This window comes from Symplocastrum torsivum (assembly GCF_059505465.1).
Genome location: NZ_JCACKQ010000054.1, coordinates 1 through 20,203 on the forward strand (window position 1 = coordinate 1; position 20,203 = coordinate 20,203).

Genomic DNA, 20,203 nt, shown 5'->3' on the forward strand with positions numbered 1-20,203 from the left:
TCGCTTATATCCCCCGGAGTAGAGCGCGGGGGCTTTACGCATCACGACTCGTAAAGGTTTTAGGTGTTCTCATCTTGCTGCCTCTGTACCTTCCCTACCTTCTGAATTAAAGTGACACTTCTTGGATATCAGCCAAATTTGGGAGTAAATTTTTACTACGGCTTGGCAAACTCTCTGATGTTCGTTGACAACGTACCCCAAAGCTGCAATCGTGACACCGATTCCTAGATTCTGCGACTTGAGGAAAAGGGATGCGATCGCATTGATAGCGTTGCAGCCAACCTGTTAATTGAGCGAGTAGCGTCGTTAAATCCTGTCTAGTTTTTTCGTGTTGTAGGACATTGTAGGTAAACTTAAGGCTTTGTGGCTGTGGATTTGACTTCACAAACCAGTAACTCATCGAAAGTTGTTCAGGGGCATAATCACTGGTTTCTGCCATAACGTAGAGATAGAGCCGTGTCTGCCAGTCTTTGGCTAACCACTGACGGTCTTTTGGTTGAGGGTATGTTTTCCAGTCCAAAATTTGGGCACTGTTTTCGTCCTCAATCAACAAATCGTAGATAACAGTTAGCAGGAAACTTTGAAAGTTTAGTGTACGGCAGTGTTCCGATTCACGAAAGGTTTGAGGAGCAGGTGTCAAAATTTCTGGAGCCGCATTCACCAAAGCCGTAACATAATGTTGCAGTTGAGCATCTTCTTCGACTAAGGAGTCTACTGGCAGCCCTATTTCTCGTTGTTGCATCAGCAAGTGAAAGCGACTTCCCCAGGTTACACGCTCTTGTTGCTCTGGAGAGATAGGTACTCCTAGCTGATCAATATAAATATGTTGAAATTTACGAGGGCAGGTTTCTAGGAGATTTAGCTGCCCTTGAGATAAGCGAGTCAGGGGTAAGAGTGCAGTTTCAGCGTTCATCGAAAAATAGGGGTTGGTAAGGGGAAAAACGGATACCCCTGTCATTTATGTATGAGGAGGAGTTTTTCCCCTTACACAAACAGCAGCCCAACAGGGCTTCCTTGTTAGAAGAAGCTGTATTGGTATCCATCTTTCCGATGTACTAGGCTGCAATATTTGTGGCTAATGCCTTGAATCAATCCATTAGCTGCCGAAATGTTGAAGCTGCCAGTTGTTCGCACGGCTACACGACCCACATAAGTTCCAACCTTTTTTCCAGAGGTGACGACAGCCTTAACAATGTCACCAGTCTGAAAGCATTTGACAAACTTATTTCTGGGGACGTACCGACTCGGAAACCCAAATTTATCTGTGCGACACATTTGACGAGTTCCATGCCCTGTAGCTTTGATGAGCAATGGTTGATTCGTTGCAATTTCTAATTGCTCAACATCCCCAACACAAGCCGCATCGATATAGTGCCGCTTATGTAACTTCAAACGAATGCGATTGTACTTAGTTTTCCCACCACTACCTGTTGAGACAGGTAACCCGATTTCCTTGAGCCGATTCAACAAAGCCCATCGGGTAGAGTTGACGGCGGCTGCGTCTTTCAAGGGTCGTTTGGCTTGTGCCAAAATCCGTTTTAAGACATCAGGACTTTTGTTCAGAATAATCGTAAACGGAAACCTCCTGAAAACCTTAGCTTTTGCGGCTTTGAGTAAACCCCTAGCAACCCCCGGTGTACAGAGATTGAGTGGTTTTATATTAGTGTCTAGAACGAAAACAAGATTAGACATTGTTGCGTCTGTCCTGAAAAACTCGTAACGTTTGCCTCGAAGTTGTTATTAGGTGGCGTATCCTCAACACACTGGCTTAACCCTTGTAGACCTGTTTAATGCTGAGGTTTCAGAGCTTGGAACTGGCACGCATCCCAAGGTGAGAACTTAAACTCTTGCTAATAACGGCTACCAGTTTTCAACGGGTCTTCTGGTCAGGTGTGGGCTTCATTCAAGCCCCCGGCTTATAGCCGTGGGGTTCCTGACTCTCGCATCCTAGCGTTTTGTCAGTACAAACACACTTCCTTCATTGCCACGCCCAATTCTTAAATCATTATCGAGATAAGTAATATCTAGCCAGCCCTGTTGCTCACGGCTTTCGATGCCAAAGTCAAGTGCTGGAAACTTCTTTCCTGCTTCGATTTGCTGGATAAAATTACTGGGCGACTGATAGCCGATTAAGCGTTGTAAACCAGAGATTGACCGCTCAAATTTCACATCAACCCGGCGCTCGTTGACTGGTGTGAACCGTGCGCTGACGCTGACTAAACCTTCAAGGTAAGGCAGATTGGAAACTTCCGCAATATTGTAAATTTTGGCAGTCGCGGTGCGAACGCATTGGTAGATTTGACCGAGTTGTAAGAGTGGAACTCGACCCAGGTTTAATAGACTGTTACTGGTAGTGTAGAGCAAACGCCAGTTGCCTTCGAGGAGGTCGGTAGCTTCAATGGGTCGAGGAGTCGGGTTGTAGTCTTCCAGCCGGGAAACCGCTGCGAGAATGGCTGTTTTATCGGTGTCAGTTGCTAATAGTCCTCGATTCTTACCTGCGATCGCTTCTAATAATTCCGCTTTGCTAATCATCCACCCACCTCTATTACAATGCGCCAATGAAGACCTGACTTTTACCACGCTACTGACAAAATACTCATGAAAAACTTCAGTGCCTCATTGGAGTATCCTACATCCCTCAATTTGCCCCAGATGTTAGCCTAGAAATGGTTAAGTTTCTTGACAGAAAATCTGTGAGTGCAAGCCAGTTAGGCAGTTAGCCCTGCTTACTCGATAGCTAGGGACGGTTTTCCTCTCCTACCCAACTCGGATAGCTCACATTTACTCAGTCTTTTTTGCTGCGTTAATCTAGAGTACTGACCTTACAATCTGCGTTAAATTACTAGCTGAATTTCCCTATGTACAATCCTTCTTTGCGTGAAGAACCTCGTGAGCAACTCGCTGATGTTATTCCAGTGAGGCAAGAAACTTCACTTTTAGATTGGTTAGAAGCTAACAATCGCCTCTTAGCGCGTGAAGTCCAAGATGACCCTTTCCGTGAAGATGAACAGGAGATTTCTGAACTGATGGGTGTTGATGATAGCGCTTATGACGACGACGATCTGGATGATGATCTGGATGATGACTAGTTAGCTAGCTGCTGGAAGCATATTTTGCTTGCCTAAAGTTCTAGTTCTCTGTAGAGACGCGATGCGATCGCGTCTCTACTAGTTGTTAGTGAAAAACGACGGAACAATTTTTTTTGGCGTAGGTCATACCTCATATGTACGATGCTTTTGCATTCACATCTTGGAAAAATTAAGGGTGCGTTTTGACAATATAGAGGACAGACCCATGATGAACCTGATCAGACGGATAACCTTAGCTACACTCTTAGTCACAGTTGCCAGCAGCAGTCTAATCACAGTAGCAAATGCTCAAGGTGGGTATCAAAATCGCGATCGCAATGAGCGTCGCAATGATCAACGGGAGGAATTTCGTGAGCGAGTTGAAGATCTTTTAGGTAGCATTGAAGACGGCACAGATAGGCTTCGCAGGAGTGTTGATAAGGCACTTGATAAGAATAGTCGTCTCAATGGCACTGATCGGGAAGACGAGATCAATGAATTCTTTCGAGAGTTTGAAAGAAATACGAGTGATCTGAGGAATCGCTATAGAAGTGAGCAGTCTGTTCAGACTGAAGTCCGGGAAGTACTCGACAGTGCGCGGAGCATAGACAATTTCATACAGCGCTACGACTTAGACGATGCCCAAGATGAGTGGGAAGCCATGGAAAGAGACTTAGAGCAATTACAGCGCATCGTTACTGCAGCTGAGCGCAGAAACTCAAACTCCATCAGGCGCTAATCTGATGCTTCAATTTGACAGCTAAATTTGTTAGCTTGTTAGCGCAATAACGTTCCCCCACTCTCTTAGCTAAGAGAAATTGGGGGAATTTATTATTTTCACGCTGAAAACACTCCCTGTTCCAGTAGACAAAAGTCTCTTCAAGGGTGAAAATCCCAATAGCTGAACGCTGAGCGCTCAAGCTGTTAGCTAACAGGAGGCATTTTGGTGCTAGAGACAATTCTTGTAGCCCTTGACAGTTCAGATCTGTCACAACGGGTAATTCTAATCCTCGATCAACTTCAAATCAAGCCAGCTACCAAAATAATCCTTGCCCATGTCATTCCCGCGCCGGAACCTGATGTGGAAGTGGCAGTTGACCGACCTCAGGCTTCAGAGGAAGTGCTTTATCGGCACATTGAAAAGCAGCTTCAAACCTACCAAGCTGACTTACCCTGCAAAAGTGAACTAGAGATTGTCATCGGTGACCCCGCTAACGAAATTATCCGTCTTGCTCATATTCACCATGCTGACTTAATTGTAATTGGCACTCGTGGTCTCACAGGTCTTAAGCGCATCTTGGAAGGTTCTGTGAGTAGTCAGGTAGTTGCTGAGGCACCCTGCTCTGTGCTGGTAGTCAAGTCTGAGTAATAAGCCAAGTTGCGAGTAAGAGATTATCAGTAGACCGAAAATTTTTGCGATCAATCAACTTTGCGATCGCACTCTACTACTCCCAATCAAGAACGCGATCGCATCTAGTATCTAAAAGTCTGGCGTTGCTAAATCATGGAATGTCTACTTAATTAACCCAGGTGATAGAGCAATTAAGGTGGATGATAAATTGACAATTCAAGCTTGAACAATCGGTAAGGTAAGGAGAGCATGAGGCACCACGAGTACGTCCAATTCCATCCCTAAGTCAGCTTGTGCGATCGCCAAAGCCTCATCCATTGTCGCCACTGGCAGCATCTTGCATTCCGCAACAAGCTCCGGGTATTCACTACCTACAATAATGACCTTGTTCTGCTCCAACACCTTCGCCATCACAAAGGCGCGTTGTTGCCCTGGTGGATAACCATTCTTTCGCGCATCGTCGAGGATGAAGTGTACATCCGGTGCATCACGCATCGCGGATAGAAAGCGCTGTTCACCCACCCCTTCACCTGCCCCTTCCTCACAACGAGCAGGAATAATCAGATAGCCTCCTCGTCGCACAACCGGAGTGGGAGCAAAAAAGAGATAACTCGCTGCACGGCTAGCTTGGTAGAGGTTGGCATCTTTGGGGAAGCCTGCGCCACCGATGACGACATCATACTGGTGCGGAATCGGAACCTGATAGAGCGATCGCGCCCGTTCCACCAGTTGCCTGTGAGTTTCAATCGGCTCACCTGCCATCACATACACTACCCGCTTTTCATCATCCAGAACAACGTTGATGATGAACCCTAATCCCGCTCGTAACCCCGCTTCTGCGATCGCTTCCTGAAAGGGATTGCCTTCAATTTTGCCCAATCGGGTGTTAGGGTCATCTATGAAGCGTGAACCATGACTATAAGCAATCAGCGGTTCTCCAGCAGCACCAACGGCTACAGTCTTGCAACCACCGGAATACCCAGCATACTGGTGTGGTTCGACAATCCCGGTAGCAATCAGCAGATCAGCTTCGTATGCCACTTTGTGTACCGAAAGCGGAATATCATGGACAACGCCCAAATCCACTAATGCGCTAGGGTTTTGCGGCTCGTTGTCTATTACGCGATACCGCTCTACAATGCTCCGTCCTAGCTTAGCCACCTTTTCTTCCCGCGTACTAGGACGATGCAAACCGATACCACACAGCAGCGTAATCTCCTCGTCACGCACACCAGCTTGCTCCAACTCTTGCAAGATTGGCGGCACTAGAAGCCAGTCAGGACTAGCACGGGTGATGTCAGTAAATACAATACAAACGTGATCGCCCGGATGAGCAAGTTCGCGGACAGGTGGTGAACTAATCGGATGGACTAGTGCCTCTTTAATGGCTCCATTTACGTCAGCCAAAGGTTCTACTGATTTAGACACCACTACTGTGCCGCGCATCCCTTGCGGAAGGTCGAATTCAAGAAAAGTCTTGCCGTAAGGAACGCGGTACATAAGCTTGTAGATAGAGACACCAAGTGCTTCAGCAGTTAGCTGTTAAATTACCATTTATAGCCGTTCTCGGTTGGATGCGGTACACTCTGACCTTTCTCCTACTCTTGAGTGAGGCTTTGATTCTTACTCCCCTTCCCTTGTAGGGAAGGGGTTGGGGGTTAGGTTATTCTGATCTACTTCACGCAACTGAGAAACGCTATAGCCGAATGATGGAGATGAGAGTTTTTGTTTTTGCTTCTTACTGTCGGCTAGTTGGAGGATTTCACGAGCAGCGCGATCGCACACTCCCACTTCTCCTAATAATTGGCGCATTTCCTGATAGCCTAGCAAGGTTTGCTGGCGCTTTTCAGAATTTAAGAGGAGTTCTAAAGCTTCTTTAACAAGATTTTCTGGCGTTGCTTGCTCCTGTAGCAACTCTGGGACAATCGGGCGCATCACCACTAAGTTTGGTGGCGACATAAAGGGAATAGAAAACTTCAAGAGGCGACCAATTGAGTAAGTTAGACGACTGACTCGGTACAAAACCACCTGTGGCACATTCAACAGTGCCAATTCCAAATTCACCGTGCCAGATTTAGTTATTGCTAAATCAGCAGCAGCAAGCACTTCCTGAGTTTTCCCAGCGACGAGAGTAGCATTTAGACCATAATGCTGAATTGCTGCTTCAATTGCAGGTCGGTAAGCTTCCAGAGAAAGAGGAATCCAAAATAGTGGCGCTTGGTAATTGGTGCTTGCCGCAGAATTCTCCAATTCCCAATTCCCAATTCCCAATTCCCAATTCCCCTCTAACTTTGCCTGAAGTTGCTGCGCCGCTTCAAAGACTATCGGCATCATGTACTTGAGTTCTTGCCGCCTAGAAGCTGGTACAAGTGCGATCGCTATTTGTTCTGGTGCAATCCCCAATGCCGCACGCGCTTCCTCCCGCGTTGGGCTTGATTGCATTCTGTCTACCAAAGGATGACCAATCCAACTGACAGATGCGCCCTTTTTCTCAAAGTAGCGGGCTTCTTCTGGGAAAATTGCCAATATCTGGTCTGTCATCTCCACAAGCGTCATCGTGTTGCGGGGAACAATGGATGATGCCGACCAAACCCAATCCTGTGGGGCAATGTAATAAACCGCTGGCACCTGTGGTAGCTGACGCCGAATAAAACTGCCGATGCTCAGATTCGGTCCCATGTAGTCAATCAGAAGTACCAAATCCGGTGGGTGTTGACGGAGGTACTGTTTAGCGCGACGTTGGATTTGGAGAGTGGGCAATACAAAAGGCAACGATTCCAGCAGCCCTACAGAACCAATGCTTGTCGTATCACCCAATAACGTTGCCCCAGCCTCAGCCATCCGAGAACCGCCTAGCGCGACAATCTTTAATTCCACCCCTAATGCCTCTGCCTGACGTTTGAGGGCATCAATTAGCAGCGCCCCTTGCAAATCACCAGAAACCTCTCCGGTGCTGATAAAGATTGTTTTAAGAGTCATTGGTTAATACTGAGGACTGGGGGAAAGAGACTTTCTTCTTGAGATTGGGTGTACGGCAGTTCCTGGAGCCTCTTTACCGACAAGTTTATGTTGCCAACTAACAACTAACAACAAACAACTAACAACCAACTCATTCCTCGCGCTTTACACGACGAGCGAAAATTGAACCCCGGCGTCCTTCCATTTGAGACAGTTGTAAGAAGCGGCGTAAGTGCTGCAAGTGTTCGTTATCTGGTAGTAAGTCTAGATGTTCTAGGGCTTCATTCATCGTGTGTTTAGAACGATAGATCGTTCGGAAGGCTTTTTTGAACTGTCCCATCTCGGCTGTGGTAATTCCTGCCCGTTTAAGACCAACCTGATTGAGCGATCGCACATGGGCAGGATTTCCTTCAACTAGCATATAGGGGGGTACATCCTGGATAATGCGACTACATCCTCCAATCATCGAGAGACGCCCAATGTGGACAAATTGATGAATCCCCACCATCCCACCAAGCACTGCCTTGGACTCAATCTGAACATGACCTGCCATTGAAACCGCGTTGGAAATCACTACCGAGTCTTCAATCACGCAATTATGGGCAACGTGGACGTAAGCCATCAGCAGATTGTTATTGCCAATCAGTGTTGCCTCACCTGCACCTGTCGCCCGGTTAATGGTGACGTACTCGCGAATCCGGTTATCATCACCAATTTTGACCCAACTCATTTCCCCGTTGTACTTGAGGTCTTGAGGTTCTAAGCCAATCGCTGCGCCAGGAAAAATTTGATTCCTGGCTCCAATTTCTGTTGGTCCCTCGATCACCACATGAGCGCCAATCGTTGTTTGGGGTCCAACCTTGACATTCTCCCCAATTACTGCATATGCCCCAATCTGAACTGTTGGGTGAAGTTCAGCACCAGGGTGAATAACAGCAGTAGGATGAATCAGTGTTGCCATAGGAGTGCGTGAGTTTGGAATTTTGTAGGGGTTCCTGCCCCTGTGACCGAGAGACAATTTTGTAGGGGCGAGTAGCCCCTGTGCCCGCCCTGAGTAATTTAGGCTCAGCACTCAACACTGCATGACTCAATGCGCTTTTTAGTCTACAAGAGAAAACATGAGTTCACCTTCTGCAACTCTCTGTCCATCAACGATTGCACGAGCCTGCATCTTCCCAAAACGACGCCGCTTGAGGGCTATCAGTTCCGCTGTCATCACCAGTTGGTCTCCGGGAACTACGGGACGACGGAAGCGAACTTTGTCAATTCCAGCAAAGACAAATAATCCTCCCTCTACTTCAGGTAACTGCCGTAGGACGATTCCGCCAACCTGAGCCATCGCCTCGACAATCAGCACTCCAGGCATCATCGGTCGTCCGGGAAAATGCCCTTGAAAATGCGGTTCATTGAAGGTGACGTTTTTGATTCCGACAGCTCGTTGCCCTGGAACATATTCGATAATTCGGTCAACTAGAGCGAAAGGATAGCGATGGGGTAGGATTTTTTGAATGTCTTCAAGGGTAAGAATCGGTTTAGTCGATGGTGCTTGGTGATGATTCTGGACAGTTTCTGTAGATTCATCGTGGCTGTTAATGTCGGTCAGTATAGACATGAGCGTGCTTAGGTTGGAGGCTGGGGAACACTGCACAAGGTTTTGGGCTTTTTAGTCTATTGTTCATTGTCCGTTGCGACTAACAACTGACAACCAACAAGTGACTCCAAAACCTAACCAATTTGTTGAGCCAGCTTTTTGGCAAGTTGGATGTGCAGAGTGTGGCTGGCTTTGTAGGCAAGGAAGTGAGCCACAGGAAAAGTTCCGAGTAAACTTAAATCCCCTACTAAATCTAAAAGTTTATGACGCACTGGCTCATTTGAAAATCTCAAAGGTGGATTAAGCCATCCAGAGTCCCCGCAAACCAACGCATTTTCTAAGCTTCCGCCTTTAATTAAACCTGCTTGTCTGAGTTGATCAATTTGGTGAGCTAAGCCAAATGTCCTAGCCGGTGCGATCGCTTCTGCAAAACTCTCCTCCCCAGGTATCCAGCTATGCCATTGCTTACCAATTGCGGATAAATCAAAGTCAATTCCGTAGGTAAATCGGGTTGTTGGTGCTGGGAATGCCGCCACAAAAGCATCCCCTTGATGCACCCAGAGCGGTTCTTGTAGGAGAAATCCAGAAGCGTCGCTTGGCTTTGAGCGAGCAACACCCACTTCGAGAATTGCCTCAACCCAATTTCGCGCTGAACCATCTAGGAGAGGAACTTCTGAGCCATCAATCTCAATCCGGGCATCATCAACGCCACTACCTGCGAGGGCAGCTAATAGATGTTCTACTGTCCGTACACGGGCATCTTCAGACGTTGGGGTGGCTATTGGTGTCCGGAGTTCTGTGGACAGTGTGGTCTCGTGAACAGCCTCCACCCGTGCAGGAATGATTGGTGTTCCAGGTAGATCAACCCGCACAAAATAGCGACCTTCCCCCGCTTTGGCAGGTAGCACCCGCACGTTGGTAAAGCTACCACTGTGCAGTCCTCTGCCTGAACGTTCAAACGCAGTTCCTAGAGTGTGACGGGTGGAAATCGCTGATTCATAAAGGTTTTGCTGTCCTACGCTGGGTAAACGCTGGCTTTGGTGGTTAGTCATTAATCATTGGTTACTTGGTATGGGACAAAGGACAAGGGAATCTCGCTCCTCCCCAGTCCCCAAATCATGGGCATAAGACATCAGGACAAAGGAATCTCCTCAGCCCCAATCCTGACCCCCAACTTCCTAAAAGCGTTCCCCAATCCCAAAGTGGATACGGCTATCACCCTCATCATTAAGACCATAATCCACCCGAATTGGACCGAGGGGCGATTGCACTCGGACACCGAGACCAAAGCCAAAGCCAGTACCTGGCTTACCTCTTACACCTGCTGGGTCACCGGGAACGTTGTCGCCTGTACCAAAGTCGCTGGCAAAGTCAACAAATAGAGCGCCACCGATTGCTGAGATAATTGGGAAGCGATATTCGGCGGTTGCCTGGATAAAGCTACGCCCAGCTCCAACATCTCCTTCCTCGTAACCCCGCACTGAGCTAGAGCCACCCAGAGAGAAGGCTTCGTAGGGTGGTAAATCACCGAGAACTGTTCCAGCTTGAAGATTAAAGGCAAGCGCTTGAGGTCCTTCGGTAAAGTTGGTGAACTGCACCGGAATGTAGTAGCTGTAGCTTCCTCGTAAGCGTGTCAGGAGGATGCTGCCACCACCAATAGGGATGGATTGTTCAACACCTAACCGTAGTAGGGAACCGCTAGTGGGGCGTAGACCATTGTTACGCTGATCGCGTACAGCACCCAACTGAACAGTAAATAGGTCGTCACTGCCATCCTCACTGAAGCTCAACAGGTTGCCTAGTTCATCTTCTGGGCTGAGTTCACCATCACTATCCCGAATCGAAACACGTTGATACTGTAAGCCTAGCGATGCTGTCCATTCGGATGGGGTAAAGACATCTCTAGAGAGAGGACGAGTAAAGGTGACACCACCACCTGTTCTGGTAACACGAGGGCGATCGCCATTGGGGAGTTCCACTTCCTCTTCACCACCATCAAAGATGAGCGAGATTGACCGCCGTCGGAAGGCATTGACGGTGTAGGACGTTCGGTAGGGGTCGCCAGCAATCCAAGGGTCAGTAAAGCGTACATCAAACAACAACTCCCGCTGACCGACCTGTAATTCTGCCCCTAGGTTTTGGTTATTACCTCCCAGGTTTTGCTCTTGATAGCTGATGGTGCCAAATAGTCCACTCGCGGAACTGATACCCGCTCCAGCAGCGACAGAGCCAGTATTTCTCTCAATCACGTCTACAACGACAACAACCTGGCGTGGGTCAGTACCAGGAGCAAAGGAAAGCCTTACATCCTCAAAAATTCCCAGACCAAAGACTCGCCGCAAATCCCGTTCGGCGGTCTGCCGATTGAAGACATCACCAGGGTTTAACTGAACTTCTCGCGTGATGATAAAGTCACGGGTACGACCGTTAACGGGTTGACCTTCTTCATCTGTTGCCTCTCCCTCGTCATTGAGAAAACGGACGCGAATATCTTCAATGACTCCTTCTGCTACCACCAAGACGACTCTGCCATCCTCAGTCACTTGCTGAGCATCAATCACCTGAGCTAGGTCATAGCCGTTTTCTTTGTACCACTCGTTCAATTGCTGGATGCCGTTTTGAAGGTCACGCAGGTTCAGGATTTGACCATATTGTTCGCTGAAGATTTCATTGACGACTTCCTGAGGCAGAACGCGAGTGCCCACTCCCGCTGGCTCTGTATTCACCACAACCTCACGCAATACGGGGTTAGCCTGCACAGCGAAGGTAACGCGCACACCCAAGGGAGTATCTTCGGGTATTACGTCAACACTGGAAAATAAGCCCGTTGCGAAAACAGCGTTTACATCCGCTTGCAACTGAGTACGAGTTGTCGCTTGTCCAGGTCGTGTCGTAATCACTCGAAATACTTCATTTTCTAGTGCGCCTTCTGCACCAGTCACGACAACTTCTGCAACAAGTACCCGTGCTTCCTCTGCTGCGGGTGCTGTCTGTGTTGAGGGAGTTTCTGGGGTACTGGGTTGAGTGGGTTGAGACGGTTGGTCGGGTGTAGCGTTTTCTTGGTTGGTGGGCGTTCCTGAAGGAATGTCAAATTCTATAGTGTTTGGTGTTTCTTGTTGTGGCGTTGATTGGTCGCCAGTTGTGGGAACTACAGGCTCCGGCTGCGTTTGTATCTGGGCAAGAAGGTCTAGTACGGATGCCGCCTGTGAGCGTTTCGCTGGCACAATTAAGTGAAGTTGTGCCTCACGGCTCGGTGACGGGGGTAGGGGAATCGTATTGACGGTTATTGAATTAGGAGTAGGAGGTGTAACCTGAGTGGGGTTGCTTTCAGGGGCATCTGACACGGATTGACTTGTTTGCCCGCTAGTTGGCTTAGCGAGACTAATACTGGCAGTTGCGGCGATCATTGCCGCTAATAAGGGAGATAGGCGCATTTCTTTGAGATTCTTTGGCACTTCCACACACCACATTTGTTGCAAGTTAGCAATCAGCTTTTGATTCGTTGTCCATTGTCCATTGTCTGTTGCTCGTTTTAGCGATTTGCCCAACACTAATCGTTAATCATCAACCATTAGTTGCTGTATTCGTTGCTAAAACTCGCTCTAGCACTTGCTGATAGGCAGATTCCACATTTCCCAAATCCCGGCGAAAACGGTCTTTGTCCATTACTCGTCGGTCTGGGTCTGTCTCGGCTTGGTTCCACAAGCGGCAAGTATCAGGGCTGATTTCGTCAGCGAGTAGCAATTGTTGAGTGGAGGTTACTCCAAACTCCAGCTTGAAGTCCACCAAGGTAATGCCGCATTGATCGAAGAAAGCCGTGAGAATCTTGTTAATCTGCAAGGCTTGCTCTGTTAGTTGGTCAAGCTGTTCAGGCGTTGCCAGTTCTAGGAGTAATAAGCGATCGCGTGTTAACAAGGGGTCTCCTAAAGCGTCGTTCTTGAAATAGAATTCTACCAGTGGTGTTGGAAGTACCTTACCTACTGGTAATCCTGTTTGTTGACACAGACTCCCGGCGGCAATGTTCCTGACGACGACTTCTACAAGCAAGATTCTCACACTCTTGACGAGCATTTCGTTTGGTGCGGGTCGGTCGATGAAGTGGGTGGGAATGCCTGCGGCTTCTAGTAATTTGAACAATTGAGTTGCGATCGCGCAGTTCATCTCGCCTTTGCCAACAATCTGACCTCGCTTTTGAGCATTGAAGGCAGTTGCATCGTCTTTAAAGTGGGTCAACAGCACCTCCGGGTCATCGGTCGTGTAGAGAATCTTCGCTTTGCCTTCGTAGAGTTTTTGATGAACAGACATAAACAATACTCTTTAGTTCTGTAGAGTAATTTGATGAGAAACCTCGCTGTACAGGATACAGCGTTCAATCGATAGATAATGAAATCTACTGGGTTGACATACTTACAATAAAAGCAGTTGCCACAAGTTCTCTTACCACATTGAGAATCTTTAGATAAGCTAGAGCCTATGTAGCAATGATACTAAGGGGCATTCTGTTGTACCAAAATGATGACAGCCGGGTAACGGGAAAGGCAAAAGAGCCGAGGAACGATTAATTCTACTTCCTCCTGAGGTCAGTAGGATCTTTGAATACAGTTTTTTATTAAATAGAAAGATATTTGGGAATTAGTTCTTTCGCTCTTGAGCTATTTCCCAAATAAATATCCGTAAAAGTACTGTTGATTGAGTCGCTTTTTAAGGGAAAGATATAACTAGCAAGGCAGTACACTTTTACCTCATCTTCCTCTACTCAGAATATCTGATAATAGTGAGACTCTTTCGCTTTGATAAGAACCTAAAGTTGCTGATATTCAAGATAGTCAGTAGTTAGTCTGTTTTTTAGTCAGGATGCAAATTTTAAAAGGAGATAGCTATGGTCGATCAATCTAATTTTCTCTACCCTCGCAGTCGCTATCATGGTCAGGTCAAGCCAGAGAATCTAGTATTTAACGCTAATCTACAAGAGTTTGCACAACGGATTAGCTACATTTGTAATCTAGAAACCGCTGGTAAGCTTTCCCCAGAAGAGTCCTACAAGCAAATTAAAGCTCTTTGGAAACAACTAAAACGTTCCAAAAAGGAACTTGCAATTGGTGAAAACCCTTTCCAAACGGAAGAAGATGGGGAAGAAGGAAAGGGATGAGATGTGTTGAGCATTAACTGTTCACTGTTGATTGTGCACGCTCAACACTCAACAGTGAACAACAAGTTCTTACTTTATTGTCATTGTGTGAACTCCATCCCAGTAATCTGGAGGTGGGTTGTCTAGAAAGTTTTTGGAGCGTTCTAAGTGAGCAATCACAGCGCGATCGCTTGGTCTAAGCTGATAAGCTTGCTCAAAATAAGTCAATGCCTCAGAGAAATCTCTGTTGATGTAAGCCTGACGCCCCGCATGGTAGAAGTCCAAAAACTGTTTTGTTGAATCGTTGAGCGGGATGTCAGATTCACCAATCAACTCGTAAATATTGACAGCTTGGTTTTTGCCTTTGACCTGAATGCGATCTAACTCGCGTACCCAAATGCGATCGCGACAAAGGTTATAAGTATACTCGCTCAAGATAATGTCGCAGCCGTACTCTTTAGTAACGCTCTCTAGGCGGGAACTCAGGTTAACCCCATCTCCAATTACGGTATAGTCCATTCGCTTTTGCGAACCGATATTACCGGAAACCACCTCCCCCGAACTAATCCCAATGCCAATCCGGATTAAGGGTTGATTCGTCAGGATACGCGGTTGGTTAAACGCGGCTAAGCGCCAGCGCATATCCAGTGCTGATTTAACAGCCATCAAGGCATGATTTTCTGTTAGTGGCAGTGGCGCACCAAACACCGCCATCAAGGCATCCCCAATAAACTTATCAAGAGTGCCTTCGTGGTTGAAGACTGCCTCCACCATCGTTTCAAAGTATTTGTTCAGTAGCGACACCACCTCTGAGGCTCCCAGGTTCTCTGTCAGTGTCGTATAACCCCGGATATCAGAAAATAGAATCGTTACATCCTTACGCTCACCCACCATTAAGGCATCTTCACCCAACGCCATAACCTGCTCAGCAACACCTGGGGTCATGTAGCGATACATGGTGGTCTTCATCCGTTTTTCACGGCTAATATCTTCCAAGACCACTAAACCACCTCGCACAGTCCCCTCCGGGTTGGTTAGAGGATTAACAGTGAGGTTAATACTGCGTTCGATACCCTGAACTTCCTCATGGCTTATATAGGTTGAGGATTGGGAATCCCAAGGGCTTTCGTTCCAGGGAATATAAACCTCTGGGTTATCACTCTTAGGGATTGCCAGAATATAGAAACAATTCTCATCGGTTGAGTTGGAGTTAGGGGATTGGCTTGGCTTGGAGATTGGGCTTTCTTCAGGTAAGAATGGGGTAGATGGTGTTAGTGTCAGCGTACCGTTCCCATTAACAATATTAGAATTGTCAGCCGTTCTAGAGGTGTTTGCGGTAGCTAGCCTAGATGCTCCATTGAGACTTGGTAAATGAGCATCGTTATTGCTTGGGAATTGGTCTGGATTCTCTTTTTTCTCCTCAGAACGTTCCCGGTTTCCTAATTTATTGGGACGTTTAAATAACCCAACGGTAAGGTTTTGCTCTGGGACGTAATGCTTAGCACCTGTTGCGAGGCTATTCTGTAAACGCCCTTGGAGATTTTCGACTGGCACTACTTCCCAAACGTAGCGACCTGTAAGTTTGTAATCCCACAACTGGCGATTTTTACTATCATTTTGCTGAAGCGGACAACCGAGCAGTGACAGTGCAGCGTCATTGATTGTGACAATTCGACCCTGCATATCAGTTGAAATTACGGCATCTGAGAGGCTTTGTAGGATGTCCTTCTGATATTGCTTTTCAATTAGGACATTTTCAAAGAGCCTAGCGTTTTCCAGAGCAATCCCTGCCTGTATGTTGAACGCCCGCATAAACTCTTCATCGGACGTGGTGAAGCTGCCTTGGTGCTTGTTGATTAGCTGTGTCACACCAATTAAATCCTTGCTGGTGTTGAACACAGGCATACAAAGAATATTGCGGGTTACATAACCCGTGCGCTTATCGGTGCTGGGATCGAAGCGCGGGTCTTTGTAGGCATCGGGAATATTCAGTGGCTGACCTGTTGAGGCAACATAACCTGCTATTCCTCGATTGGATGGAATCCGAATTTCCATCAGAGTCTGCCCGTCTGCTGTTGCTACCTTGCTCCAGAGTTCGCCTGTCTCTTTACTGAGCATAAACAAGGTACTGCGATCGGCTTGCATCAAATCACGAGCCTGATCCATCACTAGACGCAGGGTTGCTTCTAAATCCAAGCTTTGGCCTAGAGAGGCTGTCGCCTTAAGCAGTGCTGCCGCGCCTCGTTGGTTTCGAGCTGCCATGTAGAAGGATTGGCAGGTTTCTAAGATAATGCCGATCGAGGCAGCAAAGTCACGGAATCGCTGTTCATCTTCGCTATCAAACGGCACCCCATTGCCTTTATTCAACAACTGTACGACAGCAACGACCTGGTTACTACTGCTCAAAATCGGCATACAGAGGAGCGATCGCGTATGATAACCAGGGCGTTCGTCTACGTCTTTGTTAAACAGGGGGTGGTTGTAGGCATCTGGGATATTGAGATACTCTCCCGTTGTGGCTACATGACCAGCAAGACCAACATTTAAGGGAATTCGGAGTTCAATCGATTTGCTGGTTTCCGTTTGAGGGATTTTTGCCCAGAGTTGCCCTTTGTCGGCATCTACCAGGAAAATGGTTGTGCGATCGGCTTGCAAGATTTGACCAATTTTCAGGGTGAAGGCATCCATCACCTGCTCTAGCATGGTTTCTAGAGCTTCGTTGTTGATCATATCGATCGCCCGCAGAAATTGCTGAAATTCAGCGGTGATGAAATCCAACAAGCAGATAAATTCGGGAACGGATAGGTCTTTGACTCGGTGAGTCAAGGCACTTGTCCGGTTAAGCTGGGTTAATTGAGTGAGTGTAGCCAGAACGCTACCTGTGTTGGAAAGTGTCATAGTGATGACTGTTCAACAGCTATCGTGTGATCCGGCCTGTAGAAGCTTGTGAAAGCGTGCCCTTGGAAAGTAGCTAACTATTATGTTGAGAAAGTTCCCGAAACCTTGGAGTGAGAACTCCTCAGCTTATTTCGATGCGTACCTTGTCTAAAAACAGAGTTGGTGATTAGCAACTGGTGCCAATTAGCGCTTTCGTCCCTTCTGGTGAACCAATGCCAAGTAGTGAAAGACTATAGATAGCACACCAACGGGTGAAAGGTGATGCGATGCTTAAAAAAAGCTCACTGATAAAAAACTAGAAAACGATAAAGCAATCAAAATTGGTTCAGATACTAAAAATAGTCCTACCTATGAATGTATCCACTCATTCTGAGTAAAACAAGGGTGAATTCACTCTAGTCCGGTAGGACTTGTCACTTCCTGGTTATTTTTGTGCCGCTTTTTGAGAATTTAAGCTGCTGATGACATTGACTGAGATAGGACGACTGATCTGTAGTAATTTTGCAATTGACGTGTTGCTGCTGCCCAGCCCCAGCGTTCGGCTTCCATCCTCGCGTTTTGACGTAGGGTTTCTCGTTCTTCGTGGTTGTCTAGGAGGCGCTGAGTTGCCTTAATTGCTCCTTCCTCATCGGCTGGGTCAAATAGGTAGCCATTGACACCATCGGTCACAATATCAGGAATACCTCCAGAACGGGCAGCAACCACAGGACAACCCGCTGCCATCGCTTCGAGTAGTACTAATCCTAGCGTTTCTGTACGAGAGGGGAAGATAAAGGCATCAGCAGAGGCAAAGGCTGAGCCGAGTTCTTTGCCTGTAAGGTAGCCAACGAAATGGGTTGGTGTTCCAGCAAAGTGTTTTTCCAGAGCGCTGCGGTTTGGCCCATCACCAACTAGGGCAAGGCGAGCGCCGGGGATCGCATCGAGTACCAATTTGATGCGATCGATCTCTTTTTCGGCTCCTAGTCGCCCGACATAGAGGAGGAGTGGGCTTTCTGGATGTCCTTGGGAAAGGTGCGATCGCATTTCAACAGACGCGAGTTCTGGATAGAATGTCTCAATATCTACTCCCCTCTGCCATAAGTCCAACCGTTCAATGCCATGCTCTCTCAGTTGTTGTACCATTGCTGTCGAGGTACACAAGTTTAGCTGCGCTTGATTGTGACTTGCTTTAATTAACTCCCACATGACTCCCTCCAGCATTCCTAATCCGTAGTGATGGAGGTATTGGGGAAGATGGGTGTGGTAAGACGCAACTAAGGGAAGTTGCATCACTTTGGCATAATACAACCCGCCCAGCCCCAATACGGCGGGATTGACCACATGAATCAAGTCTGGCTGGAACTGCTCTAAAGCAACACCAATGGACGGGCGTGGTAGGGCTAGCTTGAGTTCTGGATATAGAGGTAAGGGAAAGCCGGAAACTCCGTAAATTTTCGCTCCCTTGTATTCTGTCAGTCCGCCATCTGGCGAAACAACCAATACTTGATCCCCATTACGCTGCAAATGTTCGACGGTGTGACGGAGGCGTGTAACAATCCCATCAACTTTGGGCAAAAAAGTTTCGGTAAATAGAGCAATTCGCATAGTTTAGTGGTGCGTGCTGAGTTTAGTCAGCTCAGGATTTTTTCTGAGGTAAGGTACACATGCCATGAATCCCAATCGAGAGGATGACTTCACCCAAAAGTAATCCCACTCCCTCGGCAAAGCAGTTAATTCTGTGAATATCCTGTGCTGTTTGGGCAATTAACACATCTTTTTGAGTTGAGGAAGGCGATTCAATCACTTGACGGTAGCGTTGATAAGCCGTCTCCAGTGCTGTCCACTCAGGGAATAGGTAATATGCACTTACGGCAGACGTTCCCAAACCGGGCAGCACAACGAAAAGGAAGAGGATAATCTGTCGTAGGTTCATGGGATAAGTCCTCTTTGACAAGAGGTAATCAGTAGAGTGGTGCTGTTACCTCTTGCCTCTAACCTACCGATGCCAGGAAACTTTAGGGAGAATTTGATTTTTATCGGTGCGGTGCTGGTACTTACTAGCAAAGTTGAGTAAGGAATCGAGCAGCGAATCTGAGAGGTAATGAGGCTGCAAGCCAAGACTCAACAGACTGGTGTTTTTCGCGTAGAAGTAGTGTTCTTCTTTCTCAACTCTGGGGTTATCAATGTGATCGATGGCAACATCGAGTCCCATAGTCGTAGCTGCGTTTTTCACCATTACTGCCAAGTCACCAATGCTGAAAAGTTCGGTGAATTGGTTGAAGACACGGAATTGTCCGGGATCGGCAGGATTTGCGATCGCTAATTCCACACAGCGCACGGTATCCCGAATATCCAAAAATCCGCGAGTCTGACCACCCTTACCATAAACCGTCAGCGGATGACCAATTGCCGCCTGAATACAGAAGCGATTGAGGGCTGTCCCAAAAATTCCGTCATAGTCTAAGCGGTTAATCAACAGCTCATCCATGCCAGTTTCTTCGGTCAGAACTCCATACACAACCCCCTGATTTAGGTCTGTAGCGCGTAACCCCCAAATCTTGCAAGCAAAGTGGATGTTGTGGCTGTCGTGAACTTTACTGAGGTGGTAGAAACTACCGGGTTGCTTGGGATAGGGCAGAGTATCCTTCCGTCCATTGTGTTCAATGGTGATATAGCCCTCTTCAATGTCAATATTGGGCGTACCGTACTCACCCATTGTTCCCAACTTCACCAAATGGCAATCGGGGAAATCTTGGCGCATCACATACAGTAAGTTCAGCGTCCCTACAACATTATTCACTTGTGTCAGGACGGCGTGTTCCCGGTCAATCATCGAAAAAGGAGCCGAACGCTGTTCACCAAAGTGAACGATCGCTTCTGGCTCAAATTGGCGCATCGCCTTACTAAGAAACTCGTAGTTGGTAATATCACCAACTAGCAAGTCAATAGATTTACCCGTTAGATCGCGCCAGCGTTGTAGGCGTTGCTGAATTGGGGCAATCGGTGTGAGGGTTTGAACACCGAGTTCCAAATCCCAGTGACGGCGCACCAGGCTATCAATGATGCCGACTTCATACCCTTTGTTGGAAAGATAAAGTGCGGTTGCCCAACCGCAATAACCATCACCACCAATAACCAGGACTTTCATACTTGCTCTATAAATCTTGCTTACCGATACTCGGTCAATTTATCAGGTTTGGGTACCCTCTAGACCATGTAATGTAATGGGA

Annotated in this window: 18 protein-coding genes; 4 read left to right on the plus strand and 14 right to left on the minus strand. The window is 47.4% G+C overall.

Annotated features, from left to right (window positions below; genetic code table 11):
• Nucleotides 1–106 precede the first annotated feature (106 nt).
• The 3 genes from AC5JL3_RS17535 to AC5JL3_RS17545 all read right to left on the minus strand — a co-directional run bounded on the left by AC5JL3_RS17535 (nucleotide 107) and on the right by AC5JL3_RS17545 (nucleotide 2,532).
• Nucleotides 107–913, minus strand: coding sequence for a PD-(D/E)XK nuclease family protein (locus AC5JL3_RS17535; RefSeq protein ID WP_496075707.1), 807 nt, complete (start codon nucleotides 911–913; stop codon nucleotides 107–109).
• Between the two features lie 104 nt (nucleotides 914–1,017).
• Nucleotides 1,018–1,692 (minus strand): RRXRR domain-containing protein, encoded by a 675-nt coding sequence (locus tag AC5JL3_RS17540; protein ID WP_496075708.1) that lies wholly within the window; start codon nucleotides 1,690–1,692, stop codon nucleotides 1,018–1,020.
• A gap of 255 nt (nucleotides 1,693–1,947) precedes the next feature.
• Entirely contained in the window at nucleotides 1,948–2,532 is a 585-nt protein-coding gene (locus AC5JL3_RS17545; protein ID WP_192222840.1) for a PAP/fibrillin family protein, read from the minus strand.
• 326 nt (nucleotides 2,533–2,858) lie between these two features.
• On the opposite strand from AC5JL3_RS17545, the gene AC5JL3_RS17550 reads away from it, so the two are divergent.
• The 3 genes from AC5JL3_RS17550 to AC5JL3_RS17560 all read left to right on the plus strand — a co-directional run bounded on the left by AC5JL3_RS17550 (nucleotide 2,859) and on the right by AC5JL3_RS17560 (nucleotide 4,437).
• Nucleotides 2,859–3,089 (plus strand): DUF3134 domain-containing protein, encoded by a 231-nt coding sequence (locus tag AC5JL3_RS17550; RefSeq protein WP_496075709.1) that lies wholly within the window; start codon nucleotides 2,859–2,861, stop codon nucleotides 3,087–3,089.
• Between the two features lie 205 nt (nucleotides 3,090–3,294).
• Nucleotides 3,295–3,807, plus strand: a complete 513-nt coding sequence (locus tag AC5JL3_RS17555; protein ID WP_496075710.1) for a hypothetical protein — start codon at nucleotides 3,295–3,297, stop codon at nucleotides 3,805–3,807.
• A 207-nt stretch (nucleotides 3,808–4,014) separates the two neighbouring features.
• Complete coding sequence (locus AC5JL3_RS17560; protein ID WP_496075711.1) at nucleotides 4,015–4,437, plus strand: universal stress protein; 423 nt, start codon at nucleotides 4,015–4,017, stop codon at nucleotides 4,435–4,437.
• A 198-nt stretch (nucleotides 4,438–4,635) separates the two neighbouring features.
• Here AC5JL3_RS17560 and AC5JL3_RS17565 read toward each other — a convergent pair whose 3' ends face one another.
• The 7 genes from AC5JL3_RS17565 to purC all read right to left on the minus strand — a co-directional run bounded on the left by AC5JL3_RS17565 (nucleotide 4,636) and on the right by purC (nucleotide 13,273).
• Entirely contained in the window at nucleotides 4,636–5,919 is a 1,284-nt protein-coding gene (locus tag AC5JL3_RS17565) for a nickel-dependent lactate racemase family protein (RefSeq protein ID WP_496075712.1), read from the minus strand.
• A gap of 123 nt (nucleotides 5,920–6,042) precedes the next feature.
• Nucleotides 6,043–7,398, minus strand: a complete 1,356-nt coding sequence (lpxB, locus tag AC5JL3_RS17570) for a lipid-A-disaccharide synthase (protein ID WP_496075713.1) — start codon at nucleotides 7,396–7,398, stop codon at nucleotides 6,043–6,045.
• Nucleotides 7,399–7,528: 130 nt separating this feature from the next.
• Nucleotides 7,529–8,338: an acyl-ACP--UDP-N-acetylglucosamine O-acyltransferase gene (lpxA, locus tag AC5JL3_RS17575; RefSeq protein WP_496075714.1), complete on the minus strand. Its 810-nt coding sequence runs from the start codon at nucleotides 8,336–8,338 to the stop codon at nucleotides 7,529–7,531.
• A 138-nt stretch (nucleotides 8,339–8,476) separates the two neighbouring features.
• Entirely contained in the window at nucleotides 8,477–8,989 is a 513-nt protein-coding gene (gene fabZ, locus AC5JL3_RS17580; protein WP_496075715.1) for a 3-hydroxyacyl-ACP dehydratase FabZ, read from the minus strand.
• A gap of 113 nt (nucleotides 8,990–9,102) precedes the next feature.
• On the minus strand, nucleotides 9,103–10,020 hold the full coding sequence (lpxC, locus tag AC5JL3_RS17585; RefSeq protein WP_496075716.1) for a UDP-3-O-acyl-N-acetylglucosamine deacetylase: 918 nt from the start codon (nucleotides 10,018–10,020) through the stop codon (nucleotides 9,103–9,105).
• Nucleotides 10,021–10,146: 126 nt separating this feature from the next.
• The gene (locus tag AC5JL3_RS17590) at nucleotides 10,147–12,402 is read right to left on the minus strand and encodes a BamA/TamA family outer membrane protein (RefSeq protein ID WP_496075741.1); all 2,256 of its coding nucleotides are present in this window, start codon (nucleotides 12,400–12,402) and stop codon (nucleotides 10,147–10,149) included.
• Nucleotides 12,403–12,532: 130 nt separating this feature from the next.
• Nucleotides 12,533–13,273, minus strand: a complete 741-nt coding sequence (purC, locus tag AC5JL3_RS17595; RefSeq protein ID WP_192222829.1) for a phosphoribosylaminoimidazolesuccinocarboxamide synthase — start codon at nucleotides 13,271–13,273, stop codon at nucleotides 12,533–12,535.
• A gap of 574 nt (nucleotides 13,274–13,847) precedes the next feature.
• Here purC and AC5JL3_RS17600 point away from each other — a divergent pair.
• Entirely contained in the window at nucleotides 13,848–14,117 is a 270-nt protein-coding gene (locus tag AC5JL3_RS17600; RefSeq protein ID WP_496075717.1) for a DUF7219 family protein, read from the plus strand.
• Nucleotides 14,118–14,186: 69 nt separating this feature from the next.
• Here the strand turns inward: AC5JL3_RS17600 and AC5JL3_RS17605 are convergent, their stop codons facing one another.
• The 4 genes from AC5JL3_RS17605 to AC5JL3_RS17620 all read right to left on the minus strand — a co-directional run bounded on the left by AC5JL3_RS17605 (nucleotide 14,187) and on the right by AC5JL3_RS17620 (nucleotide 20,121).
• Entirely contained in the window at nucleotides 14,187–16,994 is a 2,808-nt protein-coding gene (locus tag AC5JL3_RS17605; protein ID WP_496075718.1) for a GAF domain-containing protein, read from the minus strand.
• A 450-nt stretch (nucleotides 16,995–17,444) separates the two neighbouring features.
• Nucleotides 17,445–18,578, minus strand: a complete 1,134-nt coding sequence (locus AC5JL3_RS17610; protein ID WP_496075719.1) for a glycosyltransferase — start codon at nucleotides 18,576–18,578, stop codon at nucleotides 17,445–17,447.
• A 31-nt stretch (nucleotides 18,579–18,609) separates the two neighbouring features.
• Nucleotides 18,610–18,906, minus strand: a complete 297-nt coding sequence (locus AC5JL3_RS17615; protein WP_496075720.1) for a hypothetical protein — start codon at nucleotides 18,904–18,906, stop codon at nucleotides 18,610–18,612.
• 63 nt (nucleotides 18,907–18,969) lie between these two features.
• Entirely contained in the window at nucleotides 18,970–20,121 is a 1,152-nt protein-coding gene (locus tag AC5JL3_RS17620) for an NAD-dependent epimerase/dehydratase family protein (protein WP_496075721.1), read from the minus strand.
• Between the last annotated feature and the right edge of the window lie 82 nt (nucleotides 20,122–20,203).